This window comes from Polaribacter sp. HaHaR_3_91, from assembly GCF_019278525.1.
Taxonomy (GTDB): Bacteria; Bacteroidota; Bacteroidia; order Flavobacteriales; family Flavobacteriaceae; genus Polaribacter.
On the sequence record NZ_CP058986.1, the window covers coordinates 3734424 to 3747221 of the forward strand.

Genomic DNA, 12798 nt, shown 5'->3' on the forward strand with positions numbered 1-12798 from the left:
AGTAAAAATCAACCACATTGATTCTATTCTTAATTACTACAGATATTTGGGAGCAGTTAACTTAAACTTTTCTCCTTTTCCTTTTATTTTTGTAAAATATTTATTATTTAACCTATCCTCGTATATTATTTCTATTTCATATTCAACATCATCAAGCCTTTTACCTGAACTATTAATTGTGTAAATCCATCTCCTTGTAGTATCTGACACTATACCTTCATTAAACTTTGGTTCAAGTTCGCAAGGAAGGTGTTTATTAACTTCATCTATAATTAAATCACCAGAGATTACATTAAATTCAAGTAGTTTACACCATTCTCTTTTATTATTAAGGTCAAACCATAATTCATTCTCCTGTTGTCTCATTCGTAGACCATTCAACCATAAATGAGGTTGATATTTTAATTTTAAATCTTTCTCTAAGGTTTTTGCTACTTTTTCTAAATTTGAAATTCTATTATTTTTGTTATAATCTTTATAGAATAAATATAACAAACCCACTGCTGTTGCAATTGAACCAATTGAAGAACTTACCTCTTGAAAATCACTCATAATTTATATGTTTCATATTATAAAAAAGGAACTATTTCCTCCTACTAATATATAATACTACTAATTTTCCAATATTTGCTTCTGAACTGTTTTTCATATAAAAAACCTATCTTATTTTAACTAACTGCTTTTATTATATTTTGTATTACAGTTTTCCCTATAAGGCTAATTATTCCACCTTTTTGGCTATATATTGGATCATCTAGTTTATCTAAAAGCTGCCTATTAATATATTCATCTATTACTTCTGATCTCACTTTAGGTTCAGCACTGATTTTTAAATACACTGGATTGTTTTTATTGGCTATTACCTTTTCTTTAGCTGATGTGTTTTCTGAAACATTTTCACATATCTCTTTAATTACTATTACATCTTCATCGGAAATTTGATATTTAGATTTTAAATCTTCCAAAGCCATTTCAATTGTCGTTCTTGGTATTTCGCTACCACCTTTACCAGTTTTAAATCCTGTTTTAGGTTTTGGATCAGCAACCACTTTTAAATTTGTTTTTGTTCCGAGATATTTAACAGCTCCTTTACTTAATTCCACTTTTTCCAGGAACTCTTTCATATCGGATGTTTTTCCTTTACGAATCAATAGTCCTCCCATTACTTCAGCAAATATTATAAACTCATCTAATTGTTTATCCAATTCGAAAAACTGTGCAATAAAATAGTACAGTTTGGCATAACGTCTTAACAATGAAACATACCTTTTCTGTCCTTCTAAAGATCCTATTTTAGCTTTAAATATATCACGGTAATCTTGTGTTAGATTACTTAAAATAGCATCAGGAGTTGCATTTCTTTCTTTTTTTGCTGCAATTTCAGCATCAATGAATGCGTTACAATACAATTCAATTTCTTCTTCAGTAAAAACTTTAAATTTGGCTATTTCATTGAATAATTCAACCAATACTTCTTTTTTAGGTTGCTGGTCTTTGTATGGTGACCCTTCTCTATGGTGATTGAATGCATCGAAGATATTTTGAGCATTGTTAGTGAAATCTACTACAAGAATATCATCTTGCTCTTTATCCTTATGCTTTCTATTTAACCTAGAAACTGTTTGAACCGCATTTACTCCGTTGATTGACTTGTCTAAAAACATAGTAGACAGCAAAGGTTGGTCGAAACCAGTTTGAAATTTATTAGCTACTACTAATATTCTATTTCCTTCACTAGCAAAAACATCTTCTATCAATTTACCTTTCAGATTATTAACTTTATCTTCTTCAATTGATTCCTTAGTTTCAGGATGTGTAAAATCACTAAAGGCATATAAAACTTTCCATTCTGAGTTTGTTTCTTCTAAAATAGTTTTTAAAGTATTGAAGTATTTTAATCCTGCAACTCGTGATGATGTTACAACCATTGCTTTACCTTGACCTTTAATTGATGGAACCACCTTTTCTTCAAATAGTTTTACAATTACCTCTGCTTTGTATTGAATAACCCCATCATCTTCATAGGCTATATTTTTCAATAATTTACTTACAATACCAGTAGGAAAATCTTTTTCAGGAATGGCTTCCTTTAATTTTAAATTATAAAGTGTTTCATAAGAAATTATATTCAATGCCACATCTAAGATATATCCTTCTGCAATTGCTTCAGCTTCACTATATACATCAAATGGTTCGCCAAAAAAAGCGACTGTTTTTGGCGTTGTAGTTGCTGTAAAGGCCACAAACACCTGATTACTTATATTTAACTTTTCAAGCTCCTTAATGTTTTCATCTTCATCTTGATTTTCTATTTCTTCATTACTATCTTCATTAAAAAACTTATGCATTGTTAAGGCCATTTTACCATCTTGTGAACGGTGTGCTTCATCTATTAAAAAAGCAACATTTCTGTTTTTTAATAAATCATCCTTTTGAAGTTTTTCTTGAATATGGCTAAACTTATGAATTGTAGTAACAATAATATCTCTATCCTTTTCAAGATATTCAGCTAATTTTTTAGACTTTTTAGCAAAATTAATTTTTGTGCCTAAATGACTGAATAACTCTAAATCATCTTTCACATTTTTATCTAAAGCTTTCCGGTCTGTAAGAATAATAATATTATCAAATACTTTTTTTCCATCATTGGTATATAAACTGTCTAAACGGTCTGCCATCCAAGCAATGGTTAATGTTTTTCCAGAACCTGCAGAATGGTTGATGAGGTATTTTTTTCCTAAACTCTGATTTCCTTCGCAAAATTTTTGAACATCAACTGCTAACCCTTTACTTGCTCTAAATTGATGGTAACGTGGAAAAATAGTAAAGGAGTCTGTTTTTTGCCATTCACCATTTACCTCTTCTTCTTTAACAGGAACAAATACTAAGTAATGTTCTAAATAATGGGTAATATTTTCTGGTGATAACGCATAACGGTATACGTGCTCCACTGGATATTCACCTACCATTTCAGCTTTATTAGTTAAACTTGCATTGAACCATCTGAAAAAACTCTCAGAACTTGGGTTAGTTGCTATTTTAGCTTCCGTATTGCTTAAAGCAACATATAAAAAAGGCAATTTGTATAGGTTATTTTTTAAATCTCTATTTAAAAAACTATCGTGAATTGCATCATTTACATCTTGTCCTTCATCTTCGTGTTTTAATTCTAATACAATAACAGGTAGACCATTTAACCAAATAACAATATCAATTCTTTCTTTTGTATTTGGATTGTAATAATATTCTTTTTTATAGGTAAATGTGTTTTTATAATAGTTATCTAGTTGCGTAATATTGGTAGCATTTCTTGGTTTTTGTTCATATAACTTTATTTTAGTTCCTTTAACGGTTAACCCCTCACGCACTATTAACCATAATGCTTTTTTAGAAACTTGATATTTTAAAGCCTTTAGAATTTCATTATCAGCATCTGCTCCAAAATTCTCTTTAAGATCCTTATACTTATCCGGCTGTGTAGTTTGTATAAATTGAATGATATCACTTTGAATAAAATGATATTCATTCTCAACGTCTTTACTTAGTTCTTGATAATTATGCTCTGCTTTTAAAAAGTTACATAAATGATCTTGGAATAAAGTTTCTTTATTACTTGGCATTTTAACTGTTTTTAAATTAAAAAATCTTCATTTATTATTTCTAAATAGATTTTTAATCTACTAATCCCTCTTCTTCTACAAATTCTTCATATTGTTCAAGATCTCCTGCAATTTCCTGCGGAATAATTCGGTTTGATAACTCTTTACTAACAACCTTTGCTCTTTCTTGAAAAAAGGAATGAAAATTGTTTTCCCATATTCCGAAAGCATCTAGATTATTAATTAAATGAGATTTCATAGTTTCACTTAAAACTGCATTTTCACCTTTAAATTTATCCATATAAATAGCTGGTGCTTTTGCTCGTATTCTGTTTTTATTTAAATAACCGTCAACAATTGTAATGTTTAAAATATGATTTACTTGCCAGTACTCAAATTGAGGATGGTTTTTCTTCATATATGATTTTGGGAAGAAATGATGGTAATTTTTACTAGTCCCAATTTTTAACCAACTGTTATCAATATTTACATCTAAATTGTTATCGAATGATTTTGGTTTTTGCATTGCATATAAACATAGTATTGCTTTTACATACGATTTACTTGTACTAAAAAATCCATTTTTAATAATAGCATCGGTTGATGTATCTACACTCCATTCATATTTTGGTAATTCACCAGCAATAATTTTATCTATTTTATCTAAATCTTGTACAAACTTCCCTTCAACTGCAGAAGAGTAACGTAAGCCTAAAGAAGCTCTCCAGAAAAAATCTTCTAAACGTTCTTTTACAATTCCGGTTGGGTTAGATTTATGTTTGCTAAAAAAGTAACCAAAGGGCACTAATAAAGCATTGTATGGCAATAAACGAGATACCGGAATACCATAGCTTCTAAAAAAGTCTATTGCACTTTTTAAACAACTTACGGTTTCATCCCAAGCATTGATAAACTTCTCTTTATCTATTCGCAAAATTGTTTTTCTTGTACATTCACCTTCCACCAACATTGCTAATAATTGTAATACTGTAGCTGAAGAGATGGTATCGTATTTTGAAGGTTGCAGCTCTTGCTTTAATTGTTGAAATTTCTCGTATAAATCGAAATCTTTTGAAGGATCATAGGTTTTAGCTACCATTATTTCAAACAATGATAAATCTTTACCTCCAACATTTAAGCGTGTAAACACTTCCGTTGCTTCATCTATTTGTGCATCTTTTAAATTGATTCCTCTAAAAAGACAACTATTCATATAGATTTTATAATCATCAATAAGGTCGTGGTACTTTTCATCATATGTATTATAAATAACCTTTCCCTTTTCAAACATTAATGAGGTTAGTTTAATAACATCATTTTCTTTTTTTTGAGAAATATCTACAATTACAATAGGCTCATCATCTTTTGCATTTAAGTTGATGTAAATTTGGGAAAAGTCTTCTTTTTTACCATTCTCACGCTCAATCATTTCTCCTTTTAAGGCTGCAAATAAAGATGTAATACGTTGTTGCCCATCTAGCACATAGTTTACAAACTCACCTTCTTTAGGTTCTTGTAAATTGATATTTCCAATATTACGAACCGAGCGTAAACGCTCATTTGTACGCCAATAAATAAAAGTACCAATTGGATATCCTTTTAAAATACTATCTAATAATTTAGCTGATGATGCTATATCCCAAACAAATTGACGTTGAAATTGAGGTATTTTAATTTGCCCCGTTTCTATTTCGTTTAGGATGGTGCTGTATTGTTTGTCTCCTGTTTCTAATGTAGCCATATTTTCTTTTGCATTTTTTTTTAATTTATTTTCCTGTCACTTGTTTTTTGCCTGTTACGCATTCGTGTATTAAACTTTTTCGATACGCTTGTAGAGTTTTAATTTGAGAGTTAATATTATTTTTAGTGACTTCAATTTTCAGATTTAAATCATTAATTTTTTCTACTATAATTTTTTGTTCATTAATAGGTGGTACAGGAATATTAAGATATTGATATTTATCAGCACCTATATTTTGAATTGTTGCTTGCGTGAAAATTAAATTTTTCCATTCTTCATAATTATTTGATTTAGTATAATAATACAAGAATTCAGGTAGTAATTTACTTTTATCGCATTCTGCTTTAATTAAATATCCTGCAAAACAAGCAATACCTTCATAACCTTTAAAAATAAATGTCTTCCCAACAGTAGCACCACTCCTTGCAAATAAAACATCATTTTCTTTTAAAAGAAAATTGGCTGCCTTATCCATAGGTAAGGACTTATATGTGTTTTCTCTTAATTTACCGTCATACCCAAAATCAGTAATTCTAATATACCTTGGCTCATCTAAATTTTCATTTTCTGCAGATTCATTAGCTCCATATTTTAATTTAGATTTCAAAAGCCTTTTTAAAGGTTTGATCTTCCATCCTTTTTTTATTTTTGGTAACCAAAAACAATTAGTTCTTTCTGTTTTAGAATTTTCAATTCCTATTGTCAAAAACCTAGTTATTGTATTAGTATAGTAATTCTCCATCTTCACCAACTGCTCTTGTTTTATAGCAATTACTCGATCAATTTTTTCAGTGGCTTTATCTAAATAATTGGCAATGTTTTTTTGTTCTTGGAGGGGAGGGAATGACATTATTAAGTTACCTGTCTTGGCTTGATTTAAAATAGGTAGTGTAGTATATTGAGCAAATTTTATTATCTCTGTTTCAAGTAGTTTAAATTGATAAGTAAGATATTCAGGCAATAATTTATAATTAGTCTGTAAAATATTAATTTGTTGGTTGCAAGAAGCTGGTTTTGATATAATACCTACTTTCCCAGCTGTTGCACCTACTGCAACAAAATACACACTATTTGCAGGATAAACTTTAATTTGACCATCATCAACTGCTGTTTGATTAATTAATTTCTTGGGGTCATCAATCCAAAGAGTCTCGTTAAAACATTCTGGAGCATACCACTCTACCGTGCCGTCAATAAAATATTTAGGCTCAGAGGTCGAAGGTGTTTTTCCTGTATCAATCTCTTGACAGCCTCTTTTAACTTTACCAACTTTCCAATGCTCAGGAATTTCTCCTAACCATTCAATACCACTATTTTTATAGATATACTTTTCCATATTATAGCGTACGTATTTGTTTCAATAATTTTTTAGCTTCATCTTCTAATTCCCAAAACTGATCTATTAACACATCGCTACTTTCAGGCTCTTGGTATTTGTAAAAATATTTGTTTGGTAAAATTTCGTAGCCTAGGTTTTCATATGCCGCCCAGTCAATAATTTCGTAATCAATTTCTTTGGCTAAAAATGCATTTATGTAGCTTTCTTTATTTTTTGCTGTTTTGTCAAAAGGTATGTATTCGTTATCTGTAATATAATGTCTATGGTTGTAGGTTGCCGTTTTTTCTTGCCCTTTAAACCAGGCTTTTATATCGTTTACTTTCTTTTCTTTTAGGTCTGCAACTTTTAATTTTAGTTGATTTACTACCAAAGTTTCAAACGCTATTTTACCATCAATGTTCAACTCTAATTCTAAATCATTAATCGTTACTTTCATTGTGAAATCTCCATACAAATCGAATGCTTTTTTTACATTAGCATTGTTTAATTGTTTGGTAAAATCTTCCTCAATCCACATTGGTTTTCCGTTTTCATTTTCTTGCCAAAAAGTTACTTTTACTTTGTGGAAAGCAAAATCTGAATAATGGAATTTTTTACAGTTTTCATTACTTTCCCAAGCTTCAAATTGGTCGTGTATCCAAGTACGGTCTGTATCTGTAATCCTGTTTCGCTTATTCCCAAATGATTTTGGTTCTTTTTCAAAATGTTCACGTGCATTTATAATTAAAGCGTGTTCTTTTTTATGCTTAGGCTTGTTGTTATTTAATACCCAAATGTAGGTGTAAATACCTGTGTTGTAAAACATTTGATCGGGTACCATAACAATAGAATCTAGCAAGTCGTTTTCTAAAATATAACGTCTTATTTCACTTTCCCCAGAAGTGGCATCACCATTACTTAATGGAGAACCATTAAACAATATAGCAATTTTAGAACCTCCCCTTTTTTTAGGTTTCATTTTTTCTATCATAGTAGATAGAAACAGCAATGCACCATCATTACTTGGTGACATACCTGCAGCATACCTAGATCCTTTTAGTTTTAAAACGTGGTCTTTATACGGTGACCAATCCACTCCAAATGGAGGATTGGAAATCATATAATCAAAGGTTTTACCAGTGTGTTGGTCCCCATCATCTTCAATACTTTCAATATGAGGAATTAGTGAGTTTCCGTTTGTGATATTACTTCTAACTTCCCCTTTTAATAACATATCTGCTTTACAAACCGCATAATTTTGAGATAGTAATTCTTGTCCGTTTAGCATCACTAAATCTTCTGTATTTTCAATACCTTCTTTAGTTGTTGCTTTATCAATTAAATGTTCTTTAGCAACAGAAAGCATACCTCCAGTACCACAAGCAGGATCGTATAATGAAATTGCTTTTGTAGCCGTTTCAGGGTTGAAATCGATTTCCATTAGATCTACCATTATACGAATGATTTCTCTAGGTGTAAAGTGTTCTCCTGTATCTTTAGCATCGTCTTGAGAGAAACGTTGTAATAGGTTTTCATATACATACCCCATTTCTATATTTGAAAGGCGTGTAGGGCTAAAATCTTCTTCAGCAACCATTTGAATAATTTCAGATAGTCGTTTTTCTTTTACCATTTTGGTAACTACTTGACGGTACTCAAACTTATCTACTATTTCTTCAATATTTGCACTAAAACCATTTAAGAAATTTCTAAAATTAGTTTCTACCAACGTACTACTATCCGACAGGATGCTTTTTAGTGTTAAGTCTGTTGTATTGAAGAAATCTAATTTTGCTTTTTCTAATTGTTTTATTTTTTTTGTTAAGACTCCACTTTTTGCAGTTCCTTTTTCTTTGTCTTCTTTAAAGAGTGCTTTTATATTTTCATCAGAGAAACTATTATCTTTTGCTATAATATCAGCTTTAAATTTAGCTCTATTTTCTTCTAGCACACATTCAATTCTACGAATCATAATCATTGGTAGAATTACAGAAGGATAATCTTTAGCTTTAAACTTACCTCTTAATTTAATGGCTCCTTTCCAAACTTCATTGGTTAAGTTTTCTAATCTATTTTTATTTATCATTCTTTTATTTTCTGTATATTTTTTTATTATTCAATAAATAGCTAAAGCTACTCTATAAATGTAATTTATAGTTCAATCATATGTAACAAAACACCTGTTATTAAGATATTTACAGCAATTTTCTCTAGTATTTTTCGTTTTACAAGAATCCTGAGAATTTATTCTTAGCAAACGATATTAAAAGTACTTAAAAAATATGATGTGATTTATGATAAACATTGTTTTTCCGATTAATTGAACTTTATTGATTATAGGGTTACAAATTGATTTTTTAATCTTTTATTGAGCTAATAATTCCTTATTCAAAACTGTTTATTTTAATACTTAAAGTACATATAAAAAACAATATCACTACTTAACAGCTGACATCACTTATAGAAAAATCTCACTAATAAGTTATCTTAATAGTGTTGCTTTCTTTATACACCTATAATCTCTTTAATAAATGTTTTTGTTTTATCAGGACTTAGCTTCGTTGTTACTTCTATACTTTGATTTAATGTTAGTTTACTGGCACTAATCATTCCAGGAGGAATACTTATTTCTATATTACTTTCTGCTTGCTTAAAAGTACCCCAGCCATTCTCTGCAATTTTAATGACTTGACCGTTTATTACTTCTACTTTACACCATTTAGCTAAGTTAGTTGCTTTAACATTATTACTATCTATAAATGCCTTGAGATTATCTAAAGTATCTAGAAGTAGTAACACAGTGCTTTGATATAAAAATGTATTAGTATTTGAATCCATATATGCATCTACACCTAAAATACTTCCTTCATTATGCGAACCATCTTGTGTAACATTTAATATTTTAAAGATATTAAACGCAATAACTGGATGTATGATTTCTTGTTTATGAGTATAATCCCGATGTCTTCCTGATAAGAATAAACCAGATCCATTAATAGAACCTTTGCCTTGAATAATATCATTTGGAATACATCCAATATCATTTAGTTTAGAAAATATTGCTTCTACAATTTTTCTTATTCCTGTTAGAGAATCTTGGGCAATTTTAATTTGACTTGGATTTTCAATATCTAAAACTAAATTGTGTAACCTGTCGAAATGCTTTTGACCTAAATACCTATCAGTACACATCTCAAAAGGATTGAAATACTTATGTTTTAACTTTGTTAACTCTCTGTTTTTGCAAGCATCCACAAGCATTATAAAAAGATCATCTTCATCTTTATCAACACCTTTGTTAAATACTTTTGGGAAAGCATTTTTAAATTCTTTAGAATTATATGCTTCTGCTTGACCAGTAAGAACAAAGAAAGCTATAGACTTATCCGTATCTCTTATTGTATCCTTTGCTTGATGAACCCATTTTGTGTCCTCAGAACCTGGTTGATCTGTTTCATTTTCAAAAAATTTCGCATCAAAAAGAACAGCATCATATTTTGTTGAGTTATTCTTAAATTCCGAACAACCACCATTCATAGATTTAAACGGAAAAAATTTAACATCAAAATCTATTGCCGTCTTATGCAAAGCTTTCATCGATTCGTGCTGATCATCTATCCAAAGCACATTATATTTTTTACTCATTTATCATAGGTATTATTGGAAAACTAAATCTAAACAGAACAGGAAATATATCCTCATTTTTTAGTTGTAATTCCCAATCTGGGTTTTTAAAATATTTAGCAATTCTATTAATATCATACCCCCCTAAGCCAGAACCATTATCAACGCTGGTTGTAGAAAATTTTGCTATAAATTTATCTATGTTAAAATTACTTGGGAATGGTACTCCATTATTTCTAATTTTTAATTCTAAAATATCTTCTATAACTTTTAATTCAAAAATAAACTGATTTTCGCTGTCTTTTGAATTGAATGCATATTTATCTGCATTGGATAAAACATTATCAATCAAAACCTTAAACAAAGTAATATTTGCTTTTATGGCCTTTCCTGAAATCTCAGTACTAGAAAGCTCTTTATATTGAGGTTTGTAATTCCCTCGGTTTTTTCTTGTACCTTTTAATACTTTATCAATCTCCTTTATAGAAATAGGCTTAAGCTCAAAGTTCTCTACAACTAAGCCATTTTCACCTTTTTCAAGAATGGTAGAAATATGGTTAACATCATCTTTTATCTGAATTAAATCCCCCACTAAACTCGTATCATATCGTTTATTGTATAATTCTTTTACTTCAATAAACGCTTCTGAGTTATTATTCTCAAAAAAACGAATTAAACTTTTTGCATTTGATAAAATGTTTTGTCTTGGAGTACCTAATGAGTGTTTTAATGAAGCAAACTCATCAAAAGTAGCAACTTGGTATCCCTGTGCTAAAGCATTTCTTTCTATTTGAAGCAGTTTAAATTTTTCAGAAAGTTCTAATATACCTTTAACCTTAGCTCGTTGCTCTTCTATTGTTGGTACTTCAATCTTTATTTCAAAAAAATCCGCTCTATTTAATGACGTTTTTGCACCTGGATTTTGAAATGCTGCTACTTGTTTTAAAACTTTAGTGGATCTTAATTCATTTATCAAGTAATGTGGATCAACCTCAAAATTAGTTGAATGTACTTTAATAGCAAGTAAGTCTATTCCAATAAAAATTGGCTCACCTGTATACTCAAATAAGGTCGGTTTTAGAGATTTCCATCTTGTAGAAATAAGAATACAATCACTTTCTATCCTATTAGAATAAAAAGGAAGTTTTCTATTCTTTATTTCATTTATATCTAATTGATAAGAAACATCATTGTCTTTTAGAATACTAGTACTAACAAATTTCCCCGTTGTTAAGCTTTCTCTAACAACTCGTTCGCCTCTATAAGCCTTTACGAGTTCTAAAAGTGGAGTGCCTTTATAATCATCTCCAAAATATCTTTGAATATTTAGATTGTAATGATTTTTCCTTACCTCTTCAATTCCAACTTCTATCACAACCTTAGAATGAAGATAATTGGATAAGTGATTAAGTAATTCGTCTACTTTAAGACGTTTCTCTCGTTTATTTTTGTCATCAACAAAAGAGGAAGTATCAATCATTTTAATAATACTATCAGAATTTCTCTTTCTTGTTAAAATCATTATACATACTGGAACTCCAGTATGTTTTAAAATTCCACTCGGTAAAGAAACTATAGTTTCAATTAAACCTTCTTCAACTAAATATTTTCTTAATTTTAGTTCATCACCACCTCTAAAAAGTAGTCCTTGAGAAATTACACAAGCAACTTTACCATCATAATTTATAGACTCTAAACCTTTACTTATAACATAGGTTTCAGCATTCATCCTTCCCCAGCCAAATTGATGTGCTATATTAGCATCAATTTTAAAATTAAATGGTGGATTAGATATTACTAAATCGAAATTGGTGAATTCTGGCCAATTATTTATAGAATCTTCAACTCTGTAATCTATATTAATCTTATTTAATTTTTCTAACCTAAGCAACCTCAACTTTCCTAATGCCCAGGTAGATTTATTAATCTCTTGGCCGTAATAACTTTTCGCATTATTAAGATGCGTTGCGAAAGAAGCTAAACCAGCAAATGGATTAAAAACTTTTGCTCTACTTGGAATATCAACTAATTCTAAAACTAATCTACTTACCTCGTTTGGAAGTAAAAATTCTCCAGAAAATTTACCTTGATTATTCGCTAGCTTAAACAGTAAGTTTTCAAAAACTTTATTAAATACGAACTCTGGTATATCAATATCTATTTTTGTAAACTCTTCAATTATTTGTTCTAAAGGCCATTCTGGAATACTTTTTATTAATGGCTTATATATATTTAAAAGCTCATAATATCTATAATCATTCTCTAAAGCGTAGAAAAACTCTTCGTAATTAACCTCTCTTCTTATAAACTCTTTTCCAATTAAACCATCATAATAGGCTGATAATAGAAAAAGGTATAAATGGTGTTCCTCAACAGGTAAAACACCACGCAAAATATTTATTGACTTCCAAAAGTGTTTGGTAATCATTATCACATCTTCATTTTCTTTAAAATTATCTTCTTCCATAAACCTCTATAAATTTGACTCTGCAATACTACAATTTAAGTGCGCAAAG

7 protein-coding genes are annotated in these 12798 nt (G+C 29.5%); all 7 read right to left on the bottom strand.

Features of this window, described 5'->3' with window-relative positions; translation table 11 throughout:
- Window positions 1-36 precede the first annotated feature (36 nt).
- Window positions 37-552, bottom strand: coding sequence for a hypothetical protein (locus tag H0I27_RS15560; protein ID WP_218731573.1), 516 nt, complete (start codon window positions 550-552; stop codon window positions 37-39).
- A 116-nt stretch (window positions 553-668) separates the two neighbouring features.
- Window positions 669-3620 carry a DEAD/DEAH box helicase family protein gene (locus H0I27_RS15565; protein WP_218731575.1) on the bottom strand — a complete coding sequence of 984 codons (2952 nt, stop codon included), beginning with the start codon at window positions 3618-3620 and terminating at the stop codon, window positions 669-671.
- 52 nt (window positions 3621-3672) lie between these two features.
- Window positions 3673-5340 (bottom strand): DUF262 domain-containing protein, encoded by a 1668-nt coding sequence (locus H0I27_RS15570; RefSeq protein ID WP_218731576.1) that lies wholly within the window; start codon window positions 5338-5340, stop codon window positions 3673-3675.
- Window positions 5341-5365: 25 nt separating this feature from the next.
- Entirely contained in the window at window positions 5366-6676 is a 1311-nt protein-coding gene (locus H0I27_RS15575; RefSeq protein ID WP_218731577.1) for a restriction endonuclease subunit S, read from the bottom strand.
- Window position 6677: 1 nt separating this feature from the next.
- Window positions 6678-8744 (bottom strand): class I SAM-dependent DNA methyltransferase, encoded by a 2067-nt coding sequence (locus H0I27_RS15580; RefSeq protein ID WP_218731579.1) that lies wholly within the window; start codon window positions 8742-8744, stop codon window positions 6678-6680.
- Window positions 8745-9163: 419 nt separating this feature from the next.
- Window positions 9164-10303: a hypothetical protein gene (locus H0I27_RS15585; protein WP_218731581.1), complete on the bottom strand. Its 1140-nt coding sequence runs from the start codon at window positions 10301-10303 to the stop codon at window positions 9164-9166.
- Window positions 10296-12749, bottom strand: coding sequence for an N-6 DNA methylase (locus tag H0I27_RS15590; protein WP_218731583.1), 2454 nt, complete (start codon window positions 12747-12749; stop codon window positions 10296-10298). Before H0I27_RS15590 ends, H0I27_RS15585 begins: the two co-directional genes overlap by 8 nt.
- Window positions 12750-12798: the final 49 nt, after the last annotated feature.

Excerpts from the sequence above, each read along its gene's own strand:
- H0I27_RS15560 (WP_218731573.1), bottom strand. The coding sequence starts at position 552 with ATGAGTGATTTTCAAGAGGTAAGTTCTTCAATTGGTTCAATTGCAACA.
- H0I27_RS15585 (WP_218731581.1), bottom strand. The coding sequence starts at position 10,303 with ATGAGTAAAAAATATAATGTGCTTTGGATAGATGATCAGCACGAATCG.
- H0I27_RS15580 (WP_218731579.1), bottom strand. The coding sequence starts at position 8,744 with ATGATAAATAAAAATAGATTAGAAAACTTAACCAATGAAGTTTGGAAA.
- H0I27_RS15590 (WP_218731583.1), bottom strand. The coding sequence starts at position 12,749 with ATGGAAGAAGATAATTTTAAAGAAAATGAAGATGTGATAATGATTACC.
- H0I27_RS15575 (WP_218731577.1), bottom strand. The coding sequence starts at position 6,676 with ATGGAAAAGTATATCTATAAAAATAGTGGTATTGAATGGTTAGGAGAA.
- H0I27_RS15565 (WP_218731575.1), bottom strand. The coding sequence starts at position 3,620 with ATGCCAAGTAATAAAGAAACTTTATTCCAAGATCATTTATGTAACTTT.
- H0I27_RS15570 (WP_218731576.1), bottom strand. The coding sequence starts at position 5,340 with ATGGCTACATTAGAAACAGGAGACAAACAATACAGCACCATCCTAAAC.